The sequence below is a fragment of the Micromonospora sp. NPDC005291 genome (genome assembly GCF_040607415.1).
In the GTDB taxonomy this organism is placed as follows: domain Bacteria; phylum Actinomycetota; class Actinomycetes; order Mycobacteriales; family Micromonosporaceae; genus Micromonospora.
The window spans coordinates 1-22,158 of the sequence record NZ_JBEXGR010000013.1; the positions used below are offsets into that span (position 1 = coordinate 1).

Below are 22,158 nucleotides of genomic sequence, written 5' to 3' on the forward strand. Positions count from 1 at the left end.
GTCCCCAGATGCGACTGGAAACCCACACAGTCAATCGGCACACCACGAGACCGGAAGTCCCGAACCATGTTGTAGACACCAGTCGACTTCGCGTTGACACCATCGGTGTTGTAGTCGTTGTAACACAACTTCGCACCCGGATCAGCCGCCCGCGCCGCCCGGAACGCCGCCTCGATCCAATCATTACCGGTGCGCTGCAGATTCGAATCACGCCGCCCACCACCACCCCCGTCAGCGAACGCCTCGTTCACCACATCCCAGGCGTAGACCTGACCCCGGAAATGCGTCGCCACCTGCGTGACATGGTTGATCGCCGCGTTCCGCAACGCACTACCCGACAGGCCCTGCGCCCAACCCGGCTGCTGCGCATGCCACAACAGCGCATGACCCCGCACACTCATCCCATTGGCCCGCGCGTGACTCACCAGACGATCACCCCCGGTGTAGCTGAAGCGACCCTGCTGCGGCTCAGTGGCATCCCACTTCATCTCGTTCTCGGCCACGACACTGTTGAACTCACGGTTCAGAACAGTCACATACGTACTGTCGGAAAGCTTGTTCGTCGCGACAGCAGCGCCGAAGTAACGACCCTTCTCGGCCGCCGACGCTCTCAGGGTCGTCCCGGCACTGGCCGCGGTGGTCAGCGTCATCGTCATTCCGGCGGCGAGTGTGCCGGTGACTGCGAGCGTCACCGCCACTCGCAGGGCTCTCTGGTGATTCATGCGAATTCCTTCTCTGTGGTGGTTCGACCGCGGATTCATCCCCAACTGTCGAGACCATGACGAGCGAGAGCCCGGCCGCCGTCACGGCACCAGTGCTGGGAGTCCTGGCACGACGCCCGGCATGCCCTGGGCGGACGTCGTGCTCCGAGGTGCGACCAGCAGGCTCGCCCGGTGAACCACAGGTGCGGCCGCCCTCAACCATCGACTGTGAGCGATAACATGTCGTTCGTCAAGTCATGCGCCGGAGCCGTGCGCACACGGCTCCGGCACCCGCGTCACTGCAACGAGGCGTCGTCGACGAGGAGGCTGTCGGTGCCCGCCGCCGTCTCGACATAGAAGGTGGCGCTGGACAGCGTGCCGCTCCATGCCACGGTCGCCGTGCCGGTGAGCAGGGTCCAGCCGTTGGCGTTCACCCCCGCCGCCGGGGTCAGCTGCACGTAGTTCGTCGTGCCGTTGGCAGTCAGTGAGAGAGTCGCCTTCGCCGACGGTGTGCCGCTCTGCGACCGTACCCAGACGTTGGTGGTGTAGCTCTTGCCGTTGGTGAGCTTCGAGGTCACGTCCTGGCCGGGGCCGTTCCACGACGCGGTCCGGCCGGTGATCGACAGCGACCCGGTGCCGCCGTGCACGACGGCGGTGTTCCTGGACAGCGTTCCGCTGCCGTGGGTGCCCCAGCCCGTCGTGCCGCTCTCCACGGTGCCGTTGGTCAGCACGTTCCCGCTCCCACCGGTGCCACTGAACTGCCACCAGTTCAGGTTGAGCAGGTTGCCGCTGCCGCCAACGAAGCGCAGGTACAGGTCACGTGTTCCGGTCGCCCCGCTCACCGCGCAGGTGGTGTTGGTCCAGGACTGCCAGCCGCCGGTGCCCGGCACCGCACAGGTGCCCACCAGCGGGCCGGTGGTGTTGTCGAGTCGCACCTCGATCCGGCCGCCGCTGGTGGCCGAGGCGACCCGTGCGGTGAACGAGGTCGCGCCGGTGCCGAACGCGACGCCCTTGACCTTGATGTAGTCGCCGTTCTCGATCCAGCCGACGTTCATGCCGCCTTCGCTGGACGGTTCCGTCTCGATGCCGGAGCCCCACGCGATCGTCTCGGCCTCCTGCTGGGCGTAGGGATTCAGCGTGCCCACCTGGGGTACGCCCGCGGTGGTCATGGTGATGGTCGGGAACGTGCCGTTGGAGTTGTAGGTGAACTTCTCCACGCCGACCGAGCGGGTGTAGCCGCTCCCGCCGGGCAGTGCGCCGTTGTGGTAGAAGAAGTACGAGCCGCCGTTGAAGTCGACGACACCGGCGTGGTTGGTGAAGCTGCTGCCCTGCCGGGGCATGATCGCCCCCCGATAGGTCCATGGTCCGGTGGGGCCGGTCGCCGTGGAGTAGGCGATGAACTCGGAGCAGCATTCCGCCGCGAACACGGTGTAATACAAGCCGTTACGCTTGTAGACCCAGGGCCCCTCCTCGTACAGGGTGGGTCGGCTGGCGTTCCCGGTGCGGGTGCCGAAGCCCGCCGTGCTGAGCGGGATCCTGGTCGCGCCGCCCGAGAAGGAGATCATGTCCGGGTTCAGCTTCACGTACCACAGGCCCGGGTTACCCCAGTACAGGTACGCCTGCCCGTCGTCGTCGATGAAGGCATGCGGGTCGATCTCACCGTTGCCGACCAGTGGTCGACCGAGCGCGTCCCGGAAAGGACCGGTCGGGCTGTCCGCCACCCCGACCCCGATGACCATCTGCCCATTCGAGCGCTGGCGCACCGGCACGTACCAGTAGAACTTTCCGTTGCGGGCGATGACCTGGCCAGCCCACGCGTTGGCGTCGGCCCAGGCGAAGGTCGCCAGGCTCATGGGCACGCCATGGTCGGTCCAGTTCACCATGTCCGCGGACGAGTACACCCGCCACTCACGCATGGTGAAGTATGTGGACGCATCCTCGTCGTGTCCGGTGTAGACGTACACGCGGCCGTTGTGCACCATCGGCGCGGGGTCGGCGGTGTAGATGTTCTGGACGATGGGGTTGTCGGCGTTGGCCGTGCCCGGGACCAGGGCGAGGACGCAGACCAGGCTGGCAAGCCATGCGACGGCGGGCCTGGCTCCGCGGTTGGTCCGGGCTGTGGTTCGTTGTGCCACCTTCACGATTACTCCCAGAGTGTGTGCCGTGTGCGCACAGGGCTTGCTGTTAGCGCTAACAGATCTCAGACGAAGCCTCTCCTACTCGTTTGACCTGGTTTTTTGCACCTCGCGGGGTGAACGTCGTAACCACATCGCAGCACTGGCGTATCGACGCTGACATCGAAGATCTACGATGCACCGTACTGAGCGGCGTGGCGAGCGTCAACAGCGGCCAGGACAAGACGCGGGGGGTTGCGAGCGTGTTAACGAACAACTATGTTAGCGATCACATTGATACGTCGCTATGAGCCGAGCCCTGTACGTGAGGCCCATGGCGGCAGCGCCGTCAATGCCCGCCCGGCCCAGACTGCCGATTTCGGTCGTTACGTCGCTGAGCCTGCCACCACCGTCCCGCTGTCAGAAAGGTCGTCTGTCGTGCCGATGACCCGACGCGCCTTCACCCTGGGCGCCCTGTCCACCGCTGCCGCCGCCACCGGCGTGCTGAGTCTTCCGCGCGCCGCCCTCGCCGCGCCGAACACCGCGTACGTCATGGCCTACTTCACCGAGACGCCCCAGTTCCAGGGCGCGGACTACGGGCTGCACCTCGGCGTCAGCCGAGACGGCCTGAACTGGACGCCGCTCAACCAGAACAACCCGGTCGTCACACCAACAGCCGGCCAGTTGGGCCTGCGGGACCCGTTCGTCCTCCGCAAGCAGGACGGCACCTTCGTGGTGCTCGCCACCGACCTCAAAGGCACCAACTTCGGCCTCAACAGTCAGTACCTGCACGTGTGGGACTCGACCAACCTGACGAGCTTCACCGGATACCGCCGGATCCGGATGCACACCCTGAACACCCACACCTGGGCCCCAACCGCCTTCTGGGACGCCGCCCGCGGCCAGTACGCCATCGTCTACTCCGCCAACAACGGCCAGGACGTCTTCCTGGTCAACTACACCAGCGACTTCCAGACGGTCAGCTCGCCGCAGGTGTTCTTCAGCCCCGGCTTCGGCGTCCTCGACGGAGACGTCGTCATCGACGGCGGCACCACGTACCTCTACTACAAGAATCTCGGCAACGGGAACCTCTACGGCGCCCGGTCCAGCACCGGCGCCCCGAACAGCTTCACCACGTACACCAGCGGGCTCATGCAGGGCACCGGCATCGAGGCCCCGCTGCTGGTCAAGGCGATCGACGGCAGTGGCTGGCGGCTGTGGGGCGACTCGTACGGCCCGGTCAACAACGACTACTACGCCTGGTCGACGACGACCATCGGGGGCAACTCGTGGACCCCGATGAACCAGCGCGACTACACGCCGCCGATGAACGCGAAGCACGGCTCGATGATCGGTATCACGGACGCGGAGTACAACGGCCTGATCACCCGCTGGGGGACGCCGAACTGGGTCCGGCTGAAGTCCTCCAACCTGCCCGACCGTTACGTCCGGCACGCCGACAACATTGCCCGGCTGGACGCGTACCCGTTCGACCCGTACCAGGACCAGATGTGGCGGATGGTGCCCGGCCTCGCCGACTCCACCGGGGTGTCCTTCCAGTCGGTGAACTATCCCGGCTCCTACCTGCGGCACTACAACTACGAGGTCCGGCTCGCCGCGAACGAGAACACCTCGGTGTTCCGGGCCGACGCCACCTTCTACCGGACGGCAGGGCTCGCCGACGCCGCCTGGACGTCGTTCCGCTCGTACAACTTCCCGACCCGCTACCTGCGACACGCCAACTACCTGTTGCGCATCGATCCACTCAGCGGCAGCTCGAGCGCCGCTGACCGCCAGGACGCCACCTTCCGGATCACCCCGTAGCAATCCCCCTGGAGGTTCCCATGTCACCCCCGCCCCTCAGCCGCCGCCACCTCCTTCAGGCCGCCGGAGCCACCGTGGTGCTCTCCGCGACCGGCACCACCATTGCCGCCGGAAGCGCGGCCGCGGCCGTGGTGCCGCCGGCCCGTACGGACATCGGCGTCTCGGCGTATCCGTTCGACCTCGGTCAGGTGCGGCTGACCGCCGGCCGCTGGATGGACAACCAGACGCGGACGCTGAACTATCTGCGGTTCGTCGACGTCGACCGCCTGCTCTACAACTTCCGCGCCAACCACCGGCTGTCCACCAACGGTGCCGCCGCCAACGGGGGCTGGGACGCGCCGAACTTCCCGTTCCGGACCCACATGCAGGGGCACTTCCTGACCGCCTGGGCGCACGGGTACGCGGTGCTGGGCGACACCACCTGCCGGGACAAGGCGAACTACATGGTGGCCGAGCTGGCCAGGTGCCAGGCGAACAACGGGTCGGCCGGGTTCGGCGCGGGATACCTCTCCGGCTTCCCGGAGTCCGACTTCACCGCGCTCGAGGCACGGACGTTGTCCAACGGCAACGTGCCCTACTACTGCATCCACAAGACCCTCGCCGGGCTGCTCGACGTCTGGCGCTACACCGGCAACACGCAGGCCCGTACGGTGCTGCTGGCCCTCGCCGGCTGGGTCGACACCCGGACGTCCCGGTTGAGCTCCAGCCAGATGCAGTCGATGCTGGGCACCGAGTTCGGTGGCATGAACGAGGTGCTGACCGACATCTACCAGCAGACCGGTGACGGCCGGTGGCTCACCGCCGCGCAGCGGTTCGACCACGCCGCCGTGTTCAACCCCCTGGCCGCCAACCAGGACCAGCTCTCCGGGCTGCATGCCAACACGCAGGTTCCCAAGTGGGTGGGCGCGGCCCGGGAGTTCAAGGCCACCGGGACCACCCGTTACCGGGACATCGCCAGCAACGCGTGGAGCATCACCGTCGGCGCGCACTCCTACGTCATCGGCGGCAACAGCCAGGCCGAGCACTTCCGGGCGCCCAACGCGATCGCCGGTTACCTCAGCAACGACACCTGCGAGCAGTGCAACACCTACAACATGCTCAAGCTGACCCGCGAGCTGTGGCTGCTCGACCCGAACCGGGCGGACTACTTCGACTACTACGAGCGCGCGATGGTCAACCACCTGATCGGTGGACAGAACCCGGGCGACAACCACGGCCACATCACCTATTTCACCCCGCTCAGGCCGGGTGGGCGTCGAGGCGTGGGCCCGGCGTGGGGTGGCGGCACCTGGAGCACCGACTACAACTCGTTCTGGTGCTGCCAGGGCACCGGCCTGGAGATCAACACGAAGTTGATGGACTCCATCTACTTCTACAACGGCACGACGCTGACCGTGAACCTGTTCACGCCGTCGGTGCTGAACTGGTCGCAGCGCGGCATCACCGTCACCCAGAGCACCAGCTACCCGGTCAGTGACACCACCGCCCTGACCCTGTCCGGCTCGATGAGCGGCTCGTGGAGCATCCGGGTGCGGATTCCGTCCTGGGCCAACGGCGCGACGGTCGCCGTCAACGGCGCGGTGCAGAACGTCGCCACCACACCGGGCGGCTACGCCACGGTCACCCGTACCTGGGCCGCCGGCGACACCATCACCGTGCGGCTACCGATGCAGGTCGTCGTCCGAGCCGCCAACGACAACGCCAACGTCGCCGCGATCACGTACGGCCCGGCGGTGCTGGCCGGCAACTACGGCAACACCGCCCTCAGCGCCCTGCCGTCACTCACCGCCTCCTCGATCACCCGCACCAGCACCACCTCGCTCGCTTTCACCGCCAGCGCGAACGGGTCGACGGTGCCCCTCGCTCCGTTCCAGGATGCCCACGGATACAACTACACCGTCTACTGGAGCACCAGCGGCGGCACCACCGGTGGCAGCAGCCGCCTGGTCAACGTCGCTACCGGCCTGGTCCTCGGTATCCAGAACATGTCCACCGCCGACGGTGGACTCGCTGTGCAGTGGGGCGACAGCGGCACCGCGGACCACAACTGGGTCGTCGTCACCGACGGCAGCGCCGTCCGGTTCCGCAACGTCAACAGCGGCAAGGTGCTGGGCGTGGAGAACATGTCCACCGCCGACAACGCCCGGGTCCTGCAATGGTCGGACAACGGCACCGCCGACCACCGCTGGACTCTCGTGGACAACGGCGACGGCACCTACCGGATCCGCAACGTCAACAGCGGCAAGCTGCTCGGCATCCTGAACGGATCGACCGCCTGGGGCGCACAGGCCGTACAGGATGCGGACAACGGCAGCACGGACAACCGGTGGAGGCTCGTCCGCAACGCCTGACGACCCGTCGTGGCCGGCACCGGTCGTACAGTGGGGAGGGTCCTGGCCCCAGTGATCGTGGCGGATGGGTCGGCTCGTGCCGCCTTTCCGCCCAGAAGGAGCACAGTGAACCGACCCCTTCGGACCACGCTTCGCGGCGCTCTGACCGCCGCCCTGCTGACCTCCGTCGCCGTCGCGCCCGTGCCTGCGCAGGCGCACCCCGGTGGGCGGCCGCCCACCGTCCTCGCCCTACCCGACGGCTTCCAACCCGAGGGCATCGCCACCGCCGGCCGCTACGCCTACTTCGGCTCCCGCGCCACCGGTGCCATCCAGCGCGTCGACCTGGTCACCGGCCGGGGCACGACGATCGGCGCGGCCACCGGCACCCCGTCGCTCGGCCTCAAGGTCGACCCACGCGGCCGACTGTTCGTCTCCGGCGGCACGGCCGGCGACGCCCGCGTACTCGACACCCGCACCGGCGAGGTGCTGGCCAGCTACCAGTTCGCCACCGCCCCGACGTTCGTCAACGACGTCGTCCTGACCCGCGACGCCGCGTACTTCACCGACTCCAACCGGCCGGTGCTCTACCGGCTGCCGCTCGGCCGGGGCGGCGCGCTGCCGCCCGCCGACGGCTTCACCACCATCGCGCTGACCGGCGCGTACGAGCAGGTCGGCACCGGCGTGAACCTCAACGGCATCGCCACCACACCGGACGGCAGGGCGTTGATCGTCGTCCAGTCCGCCACCGGCACGCTGTACCGGGTCGACCCGGCGACCGGCGTGAGCACCGTCGTGGACGTGCCCGGCTACACCTTCACCAACGGCGACGGGCTGCTGCTGCTCGGCCACACCCTCTACGTCGTGCAGAACCGCCTCAACCAGATCGCGGTGGTCACGCTCAACCGCGCCGGCACCGCCGGAACGGTCACCGACACCATCACCGACCCGAACTTCGACGTACCCACGACCGTCGCCAAGGCGCGGGGCAAGCTCTACCTGCCCAACGCCCGCTTCACGACCCCACCGACCCCGACCACGCCGTACACGGCCGTCGCGGTCCGCGCTCACTGAGTGACCCGAGGGGGTACGCGCACCTCGTGTGCCCCCTCGGCCGCCCTCGCGGGTCCGGTCGCCGAGCAGCCGCCAGTAAGATCACTGGCACCTCGGCGAAGACTGTCGCCTCCTTCACCCGGAGTCCGCGTGGCCGACCGTTCATACCGATTTCTGCGCCGAGCCCTGGCCGTCGGCTGCCTGATCGCGGCCGCCGGACTGCCAGCCGGGCCGCCGGTCGTCCGCGCCGCCCCCGCCGACGCCGCCGCTGCGGACACCCCCGAACCCATCATCCTGCGGGTGCTCCAGATGAACCTCTGCAACAGCGGTCGCGCCGGCTGCTACACGGGCCGAGCGATGACCAGGGCCGTCGAGGTGATCAAGGCCGAGGCGCCCGATCTGGTCACCCTCAACGAAATCTGTGAGGACGACCTTTCCGTCCTGGAGTACGTGTTCGAAACCGTCCACACCGGTCGGACCGTCATGGCCGCGTTCCAGGCCGCGGGCGACCGCCCCAGCGGCGAGGTCACCCGGTGCCGCAACGGCCAGCCGTACGGCGTCGGGCTGCTGACCCACGTCCGGACGCCGGACACCCCGCGCGCCGTGTACGGCGGCATCCACCCGACGCAGGACGTCGTGGACCCCGAGGAACGAGCCTGGCTCTGCGTCAACGTCGAGGGCGCCCTGCTCGCCTGCACCACGCACCTGGCGGCCACCAGTTACCGGGTCGCGCTCGCCCAGTGCGGCCACCTGCTCGACACGATCCTGCCGACGATCAGTAGGAGCACCGGGTACGAGCCGACCGTGCTGACTGGCGACCTCAACCTACGGGCCGACGGCGACCTCGGCGTGCGGCCCTGTGAGCAGGCGGGCTATCAGCGGATCGACGACGGCAGGCTGCAACACATCATGGCGACAACCGACATCACGCTCTGTTGTCGCAGATCGGTGGCCATGCACGGGGCGACCGATCACCCCGGGCTGCTGGCCACCCTCAGCATCGACCGCGGTCGACCGCCGACGGACCCCCGCATCGGGCACGGCTGACCGCCGACGCCACACGACGTCACCGGGGCGGCGTGTCCCGGCGGGACGGGAACGGGGTGCCCGGCTGGCCGAGGGTGGAGCGGGCCCGCAACCCGACCGGGTCCGGAGCGGGTGCCGCGGCCGCCGGTTCCGGGACCCGCCGACCGTCCAGGTACGCGGCGGCGGCCCGGTCGTCGTCGGTCGGAGCGGCGAGCAGGGCGTAGAGCAGACCGACCACCCCGAAGATCACTGCCAGCACGATCGGCACCAGCAGTGTGCTCACCCCGGCGCCGGTCACCTCACCCGCACGTTCGTGGCGGTGCACGGACAGGGCGCTCATGCCGGTGAAGTGCATCCCGTTCACGGCGACGCCCATGACCAGCGCGGAGGCGAAGATCGCCAACCCCCGTCGGACGGTCATCGCGAGCCACAGCGCCACGGTGGACGCCACGACAGCGATGACCACCGAGAGCACGACCCGGGTGGTGTCGTAGCCGAGGCTGCCGTTGAGGCGCATCGCCGCCATCCCGGTGTAGTGCATGGAGGCCACACCAGCACCGGTGAAGACGCCACCGGCGATCAGTCGTACCAGGTTCAACCGGCCGGTGCCCACGATGGCCAGGCCGATACCGACCGCCACGACGGCAATGGCCGTGCTGGCCACCGTCAGCGGCACGTCGTAGCGAATCCGGGTGCCGTCGACGGCAAACCCGAGCATGGCCATGAAGTGCATCGCCCAGATGGCGGTGCCACCCAGAGCCCAGGCCGAGAGCAGGCCCCACCAGGCCCGCTGGCCGGTCGTGCGCGCCGCGCGGATACGCCCGGCGCAGACCAGCCCGAGGATCGAGCCGAGCACGGACAGCGCGTAACTCAGCGCGGGCGTGATCCACCCGTACTCAAAGTGATTGATCTCCGCCACGGCGGTCTTCTCCCCATTCGTTACCAGCGCGTCAATAAGGCGCTCGGGCAATGATCAGGGCTGCCGTGAGCAGGCGCAACAGCGACCCCCGGGCTATCCGGGGGGTGCTGACGTGGTGACCGTCCGATGCGTCGATTCGTCAGGGATGGTGACCGAATCTGATGATCAGGCGGAGGTGTGGTAGGCCAGTACGCCCCGGTTGACGGCCGCGATCGCCTGACGGGCGGTGGACCGCAGCTCCGGCGACGCCCCGCCGGAGTCGGCAAGCTGACCGAGCAGGTCGACGACCTGTCGCGCCCAGCGGACGAAATCACCGGCGGGCATCTCCCCGTCGATCTCGTGCCCGCTGCCGAGCACCTTGGCCAACGTCTCGCCGCGGGCCCACCGGTAGACGGGCCAGGCGAAGCCGAGATCCGGCTCCCGGGTCGCGGTCAGCCCGCGCGCCGCCTCATCGGCCTCGATCTCGCCCCACAGCTTCAGCGTCTCGTCCACCGCGTCGGCCACCGCCCCGCGCGGCAGCGACGCCCGCTCGTCGACGTCGCGGCGTGCCTCGAAGACCACCACGGACACCGCGGAGGCCAGCTCGGCCGGGGACAGGCCGTTCCACACTCCCCGGCGCAGGCACTCGGCGACCAGCAGGTCCGCCTCGGTCCAGATCCGGCCGAGCATCCGGCCGGCGTCGGTGACGGCGCCGTCGCGGGCGAGGTAACCGCGCTCGGTCAGCAGCGCCACGATCCGGTCGAACGTCCGCGCGAGGGACCCGGTACGCCCGGAGACCCGCTCGCGCAGCTCCTCGGTGTCGCGCTCCAGCCGTCGGCGACGCTCCGCCCAGCGGGCGTGCTCCTCCCGCTCCGGGCAGGCGTGGCAGGGGTGGTTGCGCAGCTCGGTGCGGAGCTGGGTGATCCCGTGGTCCTCGCCGGCCACCTGCCGGGATCGGCCACCGCGTCGGCCGCCGTGCCGGTCCAGGCCGGTGCCGCTGACCTCGGCGGCGAGATCGCGCCGGGCACCCGGGGACCGGTGGTTGAAGTGCTTGGGCACCCGGATCCGAGCCAGCACCTCGGCGGGGGTGGTGAAGTCGCCCGGGCTGACCCGCCCGGCCCAACGGTCCTGGGTCAGCACCAGCGGGCGGGGCTCACCGAACCCGCCGGTCGCCGGGTCCAGCACCACGGCCAGCCCGGCCCGCCGGCCCGACGGCACCCGGATCACGTCACCGATCCGCAGCCGCTCCAACGACTCCACCGCGGCGGCCTTGCGCTGGGTCTGCCCCTGCCGGGCGATGGCCTTCTCCCGGTCGGCGATCGCCACCCGCAGCGCGAAGTACTCCTCGAAGTCGCCGTGGTGGCAGGCGGCCTCCGTGCCGTACGCCTCGATGGTCTCGGTGTTGCGCTGCACCTGCCGCGCCAGGCCAACCACCGACCGGTCCGCCTGGAACTGGGCGAACGAGGATTCCAGCAGGGCCCGGGCCGGCTCCACGCCGACCGTGCCGACCAGATTCACCGCCATGTTGTACGAGGGCCGGAAGCTGGAGCGCAGCGGGTAGGTGCGGGTGGACGCGAGCCCGGCCACCTGCCGTGGGTCGGTCTCCGGGGACCACACCACGACGGCGTGCCCCTCCACGTCGATGCCACGGCGCCCGGCGCGCCCGGTGAGCTGGGTGTACTCCCCCGGGGTCAGGTCGACGTGCGCCTCGCCGTTGTACTTGACCAGCCGTTCCAGGACCACGCAACGGGCCGGCATGTTGATGCCCAGCGCGAGGGTCTCGGTGGCGAAGACCGCCTTGACCAGGCCGCGGACGAACAACTCCTCGACGATCTCCTTGAACACCGGCAGCATGCCGGCGTGGTGGGCGGCGAGGCCGCGCTCCAAGCCGTCGAGCCACTCCCAGTACCCGAGCACCGAGAGGTCCTCACCAGGGATGGCGGTGACCCGGGACTCGACGACCCGGCGGATCTCGGCCCGTTCCTCGGGCGAGGTGAGCCGCAGCCCGGCGGCGAGACACTGCTGCACCGCGGCGGCGCAACCGGCCCGGCTGAAGATGAACAGGATCGCCGGCAGCAGACCCTCCCGGTCCAGCCGGTCGACGATGTCCGGGCGCATCGGGCCACGCCAGCGCGGGCCACGCCGGCCGGCGCCGGGCCCCGCGCTGCGCCCCTCGCCCAACTCCAACCGTCGCGCGGTCTCCCGGGTGTAGCGCAGCAACTCCGGGTGCACGTCGTGCTTGCGGGCGGCGTCGGCGTCGTGGAACAGGTCGAACATCCGCTTGCCGACCAGCATGTGCTGCCACAACGGCACCGGCCGGTGCTCGCTGACCACCACCGCCGTCTCGCCGCGCACGGTGACCAGCCAGTCGGCGAACTCCTCGGCGTTGGAGACGGTCGCCGACAACGAGACCAGGGTGACCGAGGCGGGCAGGTGGATGATCACCTCTTCCCACACCCCACCGCGGAACCGGTCGGCGAGGTAGTGCACCTCGTCCATCACCACGTACGCCAGCCCCTGCAGGGTGCTGGAGCCCGCGTAGAGCATGTTGCGCAGCACCTCGGTGGTCATCACCACCACGGGCGCGTCGCCGTTGATCGCGTTGTCGCCGGTCAGCAGGCCGACCTGCTCGGCACCGTACCGGGCGACCAGGTCGTGGTACTTCTGGTTGGACAGCGCCTTGATCGGCGTGGTGTAGAAGCACTTGCGCCGGACCGGCGGCGTCGCCGGATCGTCGGACACCGCCGGGTCGCCGGGCCGCCCGCGCAGCGCCAGGTGGACGGCGAACTCCCCCACCACGGTCTTGCCGGCACCGGTGGGGGCGCAGACCAACACACCGCTGCCCCGCTCCAGCGACTGACACGCCTCCCGCTGGAAATCGTCGAGGTCGAACCCCAGGTCAAGGGCGAACTCGTCCAGCGCCGGGAACTGTGAGGCCTGTGCGGCTCGGCGGCGCGCCGCTGCGTACCGCTCGGCGGGGCTCGACATGGCACCAAGATTAGTGCGTGCCGGGACACGACACCCGTCAAGGCCGTCCGGAGGTGCCATCGGGGGCGGTCGGTAGGGTGCACGGCGTGCCGGACCATGCCGAACCGCCTCAGACCCGTCCGCCGGGCAGCGCCGAGGCCGCCGCCGCCCCCCGGGCGTCCCGACGGCCCGTCAAGGCGGTGCTCTTCGACTTCCACGGCACCCTGGCGCAGGTGGAGGAGCCCCGGCAGTGGGTGCTGGAGGCGGCGGCCTCGTGCGGGGTCACCCTGGACCGGGTTCGAGCCACCTCGCTGGCCGACCGGCTGCTGACCGCGGGGCGCGCCGGCGGGCCACTACCAGCGCGGGTGCCGCCCCGGCTGGCCGAGCTGTGGGCCGACCGGGATCTCTACCAACACGCCCACCGGGGCGCGTACACCGGGTTGGCCGAGACCGTCGACGCGGGCATCGAGGGCTTCGCCGACGCGCTCTACGAGCGGCTGCTGATCGCCGAGGGCTGGCTGCCGTACCCGGACACCGCTCCCACGTTGACCGCGCTGCGCGACGCCGGGGTGCGAGTGGCGGTGGTCAGCAACATCGGCTTCGACCTACGGCCGCACTTCGACGCCTGGAGGCTGACCGACCTGGTCGACGCGTTCGTGCTCTCGTACGAGGTGGGGCGCTGCAAGCCCGACCCGGCCATCTTCTGGCGGGCGTGCGGGATGCTCGGCGTCGACCCGGAGCAGACGCTGATGGTCGGCGACACACCGGCGGACGCGGGCGCGGTGGCCGCCGGCTGCGCCGTGCTGGTGCTCCCGGCCGCCGACCCGGGTCAGGAGAACGGGCTGGGCGCCGTGCTCGATCTCGCCCTGCCGGGCTGACCCACGCCGTGCCGCTGTCAGTCCGGGATGTGAATCACCGGTAGATCGCCGTCGCCGTACCGGTCCTCTCCGCTGAGGATCGCGGCGTCGTGTTCGAGGACGGCCAGCACGGTGGTGGCCAGATCGACACGGCCCGTCAGCGTGCGCCAGAAGCTGAGTTCGTGCCAGGAGTGCCCCTCCGTGGTGAGCACCTCGCAGGCGTCCAGGGTCAGCAGCCGGTGCAGGCTCGCCCGTTCCTTGGGGTCGCTGACGACTGCCAGGGCCTCCGCCGCGGTCACCGCGGTGACACCGAACCTGTTGCGGTCCTGAATGACCTCGTGCAGCGGCTCACCCACATGCACCGACCCCGCGAGGTACGCCAGCAGTGCCGACCGGTCCAGCACAAGCCGGATCGGCCGGTCGTCCTCGGCGGTCATGCGGCCGGCTGCTCGACAGTGCCGGCGGCGGCGTCGAGCGCGTGCTGGCGTGCCCGCTCACGAAGGGCGTCGCGGCGCTCCGGCGACCATGCGGCTTCAACGGCGGCGCGGCGGGCGCGCGCCTCGGCCACGCCCTGCTCGGTGATGTGGATGCCCTGGTGGGCCAACTCCGCGTCCAGGGCGTCCAGACGCATGCGGTCACGGACAGCCTGCGTGACGTAGGCGCTGGCGTTGGGCTCGTGCTGGAGGCGCTCCGCCACGTCGGGTGGCACGGAGATCGACAGTTTTCGCATGCCGCTGGTCATACCTCGGAAGGTACGCCGGTAGCACCGCGTTGGCGACCGTTAACGCCGGCCGTGTCGGCGCGAGCGGCGAGTTTCGGGAGGTGGACACCGCCGGAGCGTGGCCGGGACGGACCGCCTACCGTCGTGCCCGTGACGGAGACCCTGCTGCCCACACCACCGCCGACCGACGCGCCATCGGCCCGGCACGGTGGCGTCGCCGCCGTCGGGCTGGTGGTCGGCGGGGCGCTGTCGGTGCAGTTCGGTTCCGCCGTGGCCGCGCTGCTCTTCCCGCGCACCGGGGTGGCCGGTGCGGTGACCCTGCGGTTGACGATCTCGGCGGTGCTCCTGCTCGTCGTGTGCCGCCCCCGACTGCGCGGGCACGACCGGTCGGCCTGGCTCGCGGTGGGCGCGTTCGGGTTGGCGCTGGCCGGCATGAACTCGCTGTTCTACCAGGCCATCGAACGCATCCCGCTGGGCCCGGCGGTGACGCTGGAGGTGCTCGGCCCGTTGGCGCTGTCGGTGTTCAGCGCCCGGCGGCTGGCCAGCTGGGGCTGGGCCGGGCTGGCGTTGGCAGGGGTGGCACTGCTCGGGCAGGGCGGCTTCGACCGGCTGAACCCGGCCGGGGTGGCCTTCGCGTTCGGCGCGGGCGCCATGTGGGCCGCGTACATCGTGCTGAGCGCCCGGGTCGGCAGCCGTTTCCCGGGCGCGGACGGGCTGGCCCTGGCGCTGACGCTCGCCGCGCTGGTCACCCTGCCCCTCGGCATCATCGACGGCGGCGCGGTGCTGCTCGACCCGCCGGTGCTGGCGCTCGGCGCCGGCCTCGCGGTGCTCGCCTCCGGGCTGCCCTACACCCTGGAGCTGCTCGCGCTGCGGCGGATGCCCACCGCCACCTTCGCGGTGCTGATGAGCCTCGGCCCGGCCATCGCCACGCTCGCCGGGTGGCTGGTGCTGCGGCAGGCGCTGACCCTGCTGGAGTGCGCCGCCATCGTGCTGATCATCGCGGCCAGCATCGGTGCGGTACGGGTCAACGCAACAGCCGCAGGGCGCCCGGGACGGCGCTGATCGTCACGGGCAGCTCCAGCGAGCGTTCCCCGTCGGCGTACGTCGTGATGCCCTCGGCGGTCAGCTCCACCGTGCGGGCCTTGTAGCTGCTCACCAGGGGGTGGCTGACGTGGGTGCCCTGGTAGATGCGCGGCTTGACCCGGATCAGGGTCCGCCGGTTGACCCGAGCGGCCACCACCACGTCGAGCAGCCCGTCGGTCGGGTCGGCGTCGGGGCAGATCCGCATCCCTCCCCCGTACGTCGGGCAGTTGCCCACCGCCACGAGCACCGCGTCCAGCTCGTGCGGCACCCCGTCGAGGCGCAGCGTGTAACGGCGGGGCCGCAGCCGGGCCAGCTCGACCAGGATCGCCACGTCGTACCGGCGCGGGCCACGCGGCCAACGCATCCGGTTGGCCCGCTCGTTGACGATCGAGTCGAACCCGGCCGCGAGGACCGCCCCGTACCAACGCTCGGTGCCATCGGCTCCGGTCATGCGGGCCAGGTCGACGAGGTGGGTCCGGCCGGCCCGCAGCGCCTCGACGATCACCGCGACCGCGGCGAGGGGGTCGGCCGGGAAGCCGGTGTCGAGGGCGAAGTCATTGCCGGTGCCGGCGGGCACCGCACCGAACGGCACGTCGGTGCCCGCGACCGCCTGCAACGCCCGGTGCACTGTGCCGTCCCCGCCGATCGCCACCAGCGCGCCAGCACCATCGGCGAGCGCTGTACGACAGGCCGCCTCCGCCTCGGCCGGGCTGGACGCCTCCAGCAGTCGGATTGGTTGGCCAGCGCCGGCCAAACCGTCCAGCAGCCGCGGCAGCAGAGCGCTGTAGCGGCCTCGGCCAGCGGTGGAGTTCGCGAGCACGGCGACGGGGCCGGGCAGGTGATCGTCTGCGGTCACGGGCAGCACCGTAGCGGTCGGGCGACAGCCGACCAAGCTGCACCTGCGAGATTCCTGATCAGATCGGGAAACGGCCCGACCGGGAGCCCCTTTCATCCCAGGGCCGGTTCTCGACGTGCTGCGGGACAGAGATGGCCCGCAGCACGGTATTCACACCTGCCGCAGACCGAGCAGGCCGAGGAGAGCAAACAACGCACCTACAGCCAGCGGCAGGCCGACCTGCAACACGTAGTGCGTGAACGAACTCAGTCGCGGGTCGTGCGGACGCCCCGGCGGATAGACCACCGGAACCTCCTGCCCGACACGGTGGACACGCCCGCTGGTGCGTGTGGGGACCGTGAACTGACGCTTCCTGCCATTCTCGTCGACGAAGGCGATCACCGGTGCGTAGAGCGCGCCGTCGTCGACGGTCCTCTCATGGCCTACCACTGTGCCGACAGATGCCACGCCGGTTCGGCGCAGCTTCCGGAACCCCCATGCCTGGAACAGGCCGACACAGGCCAAGGACACACCCACGACAATGGTGATGATGGCGCCCGAGTTCATGAATGCATGATGCCCTTCACCGCAACAGTCGTGCGAACCTGGCCGGCGGAAGCTGCCGTCGCGCGGCGGTGGGCGGGCCCGGTCCGCGCGAAGCCGGCCCGGATGGTGGGACGTCACCCAGGAAGTCCCACGAGGCCCGGGTGTGTTCACGGGAGCGGGTGACGCCGTCCCCGCCAGGCGGGGACGGCGCCGGTGGACCAGCACGCCGAGGCGTCAGGTCATGTCGTCGTAGCGCCGCTCGATCGGTGCGGGAGCGGCGATCGGATCGGGTACGCCGATCGGTGCGGTCGCGTCGACCCGTTGCCCGGCCACGACCGGGTCCGCGTCGTGCTCCAACGGCGACACCTCGTCGTCGTCCAGGCCGGCGTAGACCTCCTTGCCACGCCCACGCCGCTTGTCGTTGATGAACGCCACGCCCACCGCCACGAAGTACAGCAGGGACAGGGAGAGCGCCAGCAGCGTCATGCCGAACGGACCCGGATCCGGGGTGGCAATGGCGGCGAAGGCGAAGGAGATGAAGATGACCGCCCGCCACCAGCTCAACAACCGGCGGGCGCTGGCCACCCCGGTGAAGTTGAGCATCAGCAGGATGAGCGGAAACTCGAACGCCACCCCGAACAACAGGATCATGTTCGTGACGAACGAGATGTAGCGGGTGACCTCCAGCTGGGTGGAGAGGCCCGTTACGCCCGCCTCCAACAGGAACGCGAGGCCCTTGTCCACGACGAGGTAGGCCAGGACGGCACCACCGGCGAACAGCGGGGCCGCGATCGCGACGAAGACGTACGCCCACTTGCGCTCGTTCCGGTGCAACCCCGGAGCGATGAACGCCCAGAGCTGGTAGAGCCAGACCGGCGCCCCGGCGATCAGGCCGATCCAGAGCGCCAGCTTCAGCTTCAGGATGAAGCCGTCCGCAGGCGACAGCTGAAGGAACGACCGGCAGTTGCCGAGTGCGTCGGTGGCATCCGGCAGGCTGCAGTAGGGCTCCTTCAGCAGGTTGAACGCCGGCTGGGCCAGGAAGAAGCCGAGAATCAGGCCGGCGACGATCGCCAGTGACGCGCGAAACAACCGGTCGCGCAACTCACGGACGTGCTCGATGAGCGTCATCGAGCCGTCTGAAGCCCGCTCGAAGGTGCTCGGGGCGCGTTTACGCAGTGCGAAGGCCACGGTGGTGGGGCCCTTCGGTCAGTTGTCGCGGACGCGGTGCACCGGGTCGACGACCGGCTGCTGCGCCGGCGCCTGCTGGTACGGGGCCTGCTGCGGCTGCCCGGCGTACGGGGCCTGCTGCGGCTGCCCGGCGTACGGCGCCTGCTGCCCGACGTGCGGCGGCAGCGGCTGGTAGCCGGCCTGCGCGTCGGCCTTCTCGGCGAGGTCGCGGTCGTCGTCCTGCAGGCTCTTGGTCTCGGCCTTGATGATCCGCAGCGACCGACCCAGCGAACGGGCCGCGTCGGGGAGCCGCTTCGCACCGAAGAGCAGGATCAGCACAACCACGAGAACAGCGATGTGCCACGGCTTGAGGGCACCCATGAGAAGCTCCAGTCGCTCTGTGTCCGAGGGGCGGTACGCAGCCCATCGTACGTGCGGATCGGCCGCCTGCCACTCGCCGGGTGGTGGTGGTCTGGCCCGAAGGGTGAAGTCTTGACCAACCCGCGATGATCCGTCAACCATCGCCCGGGTGCGCACCCGGACGGAGGGTCGATCAGCCGCGCTTGGCCTTGATCAAGGCGACCCGCTGCTGGGCGGTGTCGAGTTGTCGTTGGACACCCTCGGCACGCTGTTGCAACGCCTCGGCGGTCTCCCGCAGCGCCTCGGCCTCAGCGGCCCGCCGCTGCAACGCCACCGCGGCGCGGCGCAGCCGGGGCAGCCGGGTCAGCACCGGGCGCACGGCCAGCGCGAGCGCCACGAGCGGGAGCAGCACCAGGGCGAGCACGATCCAGATCAGCACGGCGGTCAGCCTACTGGGTGCGGCCGGCCACCGCCGGGTCACCCGACGCCGCGCCGACCGCACCGGCGGGGTCAGCCGTCACGGAATCAGACGAGGGCCGGCGGGGTGTGGCCGTGGGGGCGGGCACGGCGTACGCGTCCAGAGCTGCGGCGGCCGTCGCCCGCACCTGCTCGGCCAACTCGACCGGGGCGACCACGGTGGCGTCCGGGCCGAGGCCGAGCACGAATCGGCGGGCCCATCCCAGGTCGGTCACCCGCAGGGAGACGAGCCACTGGTCGCCGTCGCCGGCCTCGACCCGCTCACACGGGTAGTACTCGGTGATCCACCGACCACCCCGACCGACGCGCAGCGTGATCAGCGGCAGGTCGGGCGAGGGGCGGAAGATACCGTCGGTGAGGTCCTGCGGGACGGCCTGCGGCGGAACGGTGGCTGGCTCGGCCAGCTCGGTGATCGCGTCGATCCGGTCGGCGCGGAACAGGCGGACCCCCTCCGCGCGCCGACACCACGCCTCCACGTACGCCCGGCCGCCGACCATCAGCATCCGCAGCGGGTCGATGACGCGCTCGGTGGTCTCGTCCCGGGCCGCCGTGTAGTAGGTGATCCGCAGCGCCTTTCCGCCCTCCACGGCGGAGCGCAGCGCCTCGACCCGCCGGGTGTCCCCGGGCAGCCGGACCGCCACCGGCGCGCCCACCAGGTCCCCCGCGTCCTCGATCTTCGCCAAGGCCCGTTCGACGGCCTCACGGTTGGCCACGCCGGGTGTCTCGGCGAGCATGCGCAGCGCCACCACCAGCGCGAGGGCCTCGTCGGGGGTGAGCCGCAGCGGTCGGTCGATGCCGGCGTCGTAGGTGATGGTCACCCGGTCACCGTCGAACGCCATGTCGATCAGGTCACCCGGGCCGTAGCCGGGCAGCCCGCACACCCAGAGCAGCTCCAGGTCCTCGCGGAGCTGCCGCTCGGTGACGCCCAGGTCACCGGCCGCCTCGGCGATCTCGATGCCGGGCCGGGCCAGCAGGTAGGGCACCAGGTTGAGCAGGCGGGCCAGCCGGTCGGCGGACGCGCGGGAGCCGCTCCGGGCGGCCGGCCGGGTCACCGGGCACCCCCGGTGACGGCCAGCTCGTCGTGTCGGACGGCGATCTCCTTGAGTCGTTGGACGACCGCCTCGCGGACCTCCGGTGGGTCGAGCACCCGCACGTCCGGGCCGTAGCCGACGAGGTGGCCGGCCAGCCCGTCCGGGTCGGCGTACGGAAGGAGCAGCCGGTCGCCGTCGGGCCCGGTGGTCACCTCCACCGCCCAGCGGCGCAGCCCGGCGGCACGGCCCGGTGCGACCAGCACGGTGGCCCGGCCGGTGCGCTCCACGGGGCCCGACCAGCGGGCCACGTGGCTGATCAGGTCGACGTTGGCCGGCGGCTCGTACGCGCCGGGCTCGCCGAGCACCCGAACCGTGCCGACGACCCGGGACAGCCGGAAGCACCGGGTCGCTTCGCGGTCCTGGTCGTGGCCGACCACATACCACCGGCCGCGCCAGCAGACCACGCCCCACGGTTGCAGCCGCCGGCGACTGGGCGCGTCACGGTCGGGCACCCGGTAGTCGAACCCGACCTCGCGGCGGTCCCGGGCGGCGGCGGTCAGCGGCGCGAACGCCGGGTCGACCGTGACCATCGGCTCCAGGCCGAGAGTGGCCTGCGGGTCCACGTCCACCCCGGCGGCACGCAGCTTGGCCAGCCCCGACGACGCGGCGGCGGCCAGCCCGGCGTGCTGCCACAGGCGTGCGGCGATGCCGACCGCGGCGGCCTCGTCCGGCTCGAGGAGGATGTCGGGCAGCGCGTATTCGCGGTGGGCGATCCGGTAGCCGGGCTCAGCGTCGAAGGCGCTCGCCGTGCCGGTCTCCAGTGGCACACCCAGCTCACGCAGCTCGGCCTTGTCCCGCTCGAACTTGCGCTGGAACGCCTCGTGGTCGCGCGCGTCGTCGGGATCATGCTCGTAGCCGGGCACGGTCGCGGCGATCTGCGCGGCGGTCAGGAACCGTCGCGTGGACAGGAGGCAGATCACCAGGTTGACCAGGCGTTCGGTGCGGGTCCGCGACACGGGTAGACGCTAGCAGCCGACGCGCCCGAGACGTGCACCCGCGCGGGGCGTGCCGCACATCTGTTCGGATCGCGCCCACTCCGGGCCGCTCCCCGGCGCGTGACCGTCTGCGGTCATAGGGTGGCCCTCATGTCGCAGGCGGAGGTCAGGACCGAGAGCGAGAGCGTTGGCACCGTGATCGTCGCGGGCGCCGCCAACCTCGCCATCGCGATCGCCAAGCTGGTCGCCGGGGTGATCTCCGGCTCGGCCGCGATGCTCTCCGAGGCGGCGCACTCGATCGCCGACACCACCACCGAGGTGCTGCTCTACCAGGCGCTGCGGCGCGGCGCCCGGCCGGCGGACCAGCGGCACCCGTTCGGCTACGGCAAGGAGAGCTACGTCTGGGCGTTCTTCGCCGCCATGTTCACCTTCGTCGCCGGCGCCGGCTTCGCCGTCACCCACGGCGTCACCACCATCCTGGTGCACGAGCACAGCGGCGACTACCTCATCTCGTACATCGTGCTGGGGGTGTCCTTCGTCATCGAGTCGATCTCGCTGACGCGGGCGGTGCGGCAGGTCCGCCGCGAGTCCCAGCGGTGGCGGACCACGCCCCGACGGTTCCTGCGGCTGACCGCCGACACCACCGTCAAGGCGGTCTTCCTGGAGGACAGCGCGGCCCTGATCGGCCTGCTCCTGGCCGGGCTCGGCGTCGGCCTGTCCGAGGCCACCGGCGACGAGGTGTGGGACGGCGTCGCGTCGATTCTGATCGGGCTGCTGCTGCTGACGGTCGCCGGGATCCTGGCCAGCAACAACCTGTCGCTGCTGGTCGGTCGGTCAGTCCCGGAACGGCTGCGCCACGAGATCGAGCGGGAACTGACCGGGCTGCCCGAGGTGGAGCGGATCGACACTCTGCTGACCATGCAGCTCGGCCCGGACGACGTCCTGGTCGCCGCGAAGGTCGACTTCCGCGACGAGGCCACCGGCGCGGCCATCGAGGCCACCGCCGACGAGGCCGAACGGCGGCTCACCGGGCGGTACCCGGAGATCCGCTACGTCTTCCTCGACCCCACCCGCTCGTTGCCCGGCGCCACCGGCCGGGCCCGGCACACCCAGGCCGGACCGGGCTCGGACGCCGACGACGAGCCCGACCGCCCCTGAACCACGACCGCGGCAGCA

20 protein-coding genes are annotated in these 22,158 nt (G+C 70.7%); 7 read left to right on the plus strand and 13 right to left on the minus strand.

Going from position 1 to position 22,158, the window contains the following annotated elements:
- Positions 1 to 722 (minus strand): endo-1,4-beta-xylanase (locus ABZT18_RS18380; protein ID WP_355251921.1); only part of this gene is annotated, 722 nt, incomplete at its 3' end.
- A 275-nt stretch (positions 723 to 997) separates the two neighbouring features.
- The gene (locus tag ABZT18_RS18385) at positions 998 to 2,770 is read right to left on the minus strand and encodes a family 43 glycosylhydrolase (RefSeq protein WP_354996087.1); all 1,773 of its coding nucleotides are present in this window, start codon (positions 2,768 to 2,770) and stop codon (positions 998 to 1,000) included.
- Positions 2,771 to 3,259: 489 nt separating this feature from the next.
- Between ABZT18_RS18385 and ABZT18_RS18390 the strand changes: the two genes are divergently transcribed.
- The 4 genes from ABZT18_RS18390 (at position 3,260) to ABZT18_RS18405 (ending at position 9,066) form a co-directional block, all read left to right on the plus strand.
- The gene (locus ABZT18_RS18390) at positions 3,260 to 4,639 is read left to right on the plus strand and encodes a glycoside hydrolase family 43 protein (protein WP_354996088.1); all 1,380 of its coding nucleotides are present in this window, start codon (positions 3,260 to 3,262) and stop codon (positions 4,637 to 4,639) included.
- A 20-nt stretch (positions 4,640 to 4,659) separates the two neighbouring features.
- Positions 4,660 to 6,990, plus strand: a complete 2,331-nt coding sequence (locus ABZT18_RS18395) for a beta-L-arabinofuranosidase domain-containing protein (RefSeq protein ID WP_354995948.1) — start codon at positions 4,660 to 4,662, stop codon at positions 6,988 to 6,990.
- A gap of 105 nt (positions 6,991 to 7,095) precedes the next feature.
- On the plus strand, positions 7,096 to 8,040 hold the full coding sequence (locus ABZT18_RS18400; RefSeq protein WP_354995949.1) for a superoxide dismutase: 945 nt from the start codon (positions 7,096 to 7,098) through the stop codon (positions 8,038 to 8,040).
- A gap of 129 nt (positions 8,041 to 8,169) precedes the next feature.
- Positions 8,170 to 9,066, plus strand: coding sequence for an endonuclease/exonuclease/phosphatase family protein (locus tag ABZT18_RS18405; protein WP_354995950.1), 897 nt, complete (start codon positions 8,170 to 8,172; stop codon positions 9,064 to 9,066).
- A gap of 19 nt (positions 9,067 to 9,085) precedes the next feature.
- On the opposite strand, the gene ABZT18_RS18410 is transcribed toward ABZT18_RS18405, so the two are convergent.
- Both ABZT18_RS18410 and ABZT18_RS18415 read right to left on the minus strand, forming a co-directional pair.
- Positions 9,086 to 9,964, minus strand: coding sequence for an MHYT domain-containing protein (locus tag ABZT18_RS18410; protein WP_354995951.1), 879 nt, complete (start codon positions 9,962 to 9,964; stop codon positions 9,086 to 9,088).
- Positions 9,965 to 10,129: 165 nt separating this feature from the next.
- Positions 10,130 to 12,931 (minus strand): DEAD/DEAH box helicase, encoded by a 2,802-nt coding sequence (locus ABZT18_RS18415; RefSeq protein WP_354995952.1) that lies wholly within the window; start codon positions 12,929 to 12,931, stop codon positions 10,130 to 10,132.
- An 86-nt stretch (positions 12,932 to 13,017) separates the two neighbouring features.
- On the opposite strand from ABZT18_RS18415, the gene ABZT18_RS18420 reads away from it, so the two are divergent.
- Positions 13,018 to 13,788 carry an HAD-IA family hydrolase gene (locus ABZT18_RS18420; RefSeq protein WP_354995953.1) on the plus strand — a complete coding sequence of 257 codons (771 nt, stop codon included), beginning with the start codon at positions 13,018 to 13,020 and terminating at the stop codon, positions 13,786 to 13,788.
- 17 nt (positions 13,789 to 13,805) lie between these two features.
- On the opposite strand, the gene ABZT18_RS18425 is transcribed toward ABZT18_RS18420, so the two are convergent.
- Positions 13,806 to 14,204 carry a hypothetical protein gene (locus ABZT18_RS18425; RefSeq protein ID WP_354995954.1) on the minus strand — a complete coding sequence of 133 codons (399 nt, stop codon included), beginning with the start codon at positions 14,202 to 14,204 and terminating at the stop codon, positions 13,806 to 13,808.
- Complete coding sequence (locus tag ABZT18_RS18430) at positions 14,201 to 14,509, minus strand: hypothetical protein (protein WP_354995955.1); 309 nt, start codon at positions 14,507 to 14,509, stop codon at positions 14,201 to 14,203. The genes ABZT18_RS18425 and ABZT18_RS18430 overlap by 4 nt, the downstream gene beginning before the upstream one ends.
- 129 nt (positions 14,510 to 14,638) lie before the next feature.
- Between ABZT18_RS18430 and ABZT18_RS18435 the strand changes: the two genes are divergently transcribed.
- Positions 14,639 to 15,550 (plus strand): EamA family transporter, encoded by a 912-nt coding sequence (locus ABZT18_RS18435; protein WP_354995956.1) that lies wholly within the window; start codon positions 14,639 to 14,641, stop codon positions 15,548 to 15,550.
- Here the strand turns inward: ABZT18_RS18435 and ABZT18_RS18440 are convergent.
- The 7 genes from ABZT18_RS18440 to ABZT18_RS18470 form a co-directional block, all read right to left on the minus strand.
- Positions 15,513 to 16,436 carry a diacylglycerol kinase gene (locus tag ABZT18_RS18440; RefSeq protein ID WP_354995957.1) on the minus strand — a complete coding sequence of 308 codons (924 nt, stop codon included), beginning with the start codon at positions 16,434 to 16,436 and terminating at the stop codon, positions 15,513 to 15,515. The two genes, ABZT18_RS18435 and ABZT18_RS18440, sit on opposite strands and share 38 nt — an antisense overlap.
- A 141-nt stretch (positions 16,437 to 16,577) precedes the next feature.
- Positions 16,578 to 16,973, minus strand: coding sequence for a DUF3592 domain-containing protein (locus ABZT18_RS18445; RefSeq protein WP_354995958.1), 396 nt, complete (start codon positions 16,971 to 16,973; stop codon positions 16,578 to 16,580).
- A gap of 213 nt (positions 16,974 to 17,186) precedes the next feature.
- Positions 17,187 to 18,140, minus strand: coding sequence for a twin-arginine translocase subunit TatC (gene tatC / locus ABZT18_RS18450; protein ID WP_354995959.1), 954 nt, complete (start codon positions 18,138 to 18,140; stop codon positions 17,187 to 17,189).
- 18 nt (positions 18,141 to 18,158) lie between these two features.
- Positions 18,159 to 18,500: a Sec-independent protein translocase subunit TatA gene (gene tatA / locus ABZT18_RS18455; RefSeq protein ID WP_354995960.1), complete on the minus strand. Its 342-nt coding sequence runs from the start codon at positions 18,498 to 18,500 to the stop codon at positions 18,159 to 18,161.
- A gap of 172 nt (positions 18,501 to 18,672) precedes the next feature.
- Complete coding sequence (locus tag ABZT18_RS18460; RefSeq protein ID WP_354995961.1) at positions 18,673 to 18,918, minus strand: hypothetical protein; 246 nt, start codon at positions 18,916 to 18,918, stop codon at positions 18,673 to 18,675.
- Between the two features lie 10 nt (positions 18,919 to 18,928).
- Complete coding sequence (locus ABZT18_RS18465; protein WP_354995962.1) at positions 18,929 to 20,008, minus strand: YafY family protein; 1,080 nt, start codon at positions 20,006 to 20,008, stop codon at positions 18,929 to 18,931.
- Positions 20,005 to 21,003, minus strand: coding sequence for a WYL domain-containing protein (locus tag ABZT18_RS18470; protein WP_354995963.1), 999 nt, complete (start codon positions 21,001 to 21,003; stop codon positions 20,005 to 20,007). The genes ABZT18_RS18465 and ABZT18_RS18470 overlap by 4 nt, the downstream gene beginning before the upstream one ends.
- A 129-nt stretch (positions 21,004 to 21,132) precedes the next feature.
- Here ABZT18_RS18470 and ABZT18_RS18475 point away from each other — a divergent pair, with 129 nt between their 5' ends.
- The gene (locus ABZT18_RS18475; RefSeq protein ID WP_354995964.1) at positions 21,133 to 22,140 is read left to right on the plus strand and encodes a cation diffusion facilitator family transporter; all 1,008 of its coding nucleotides are present in this window, start codon (positions 21,133 to 21,135) and stop codon (positions 22,138 to 22,140) included.
- Positions 22,141 to 22,158: the final 18 nt, after the last annotated feature.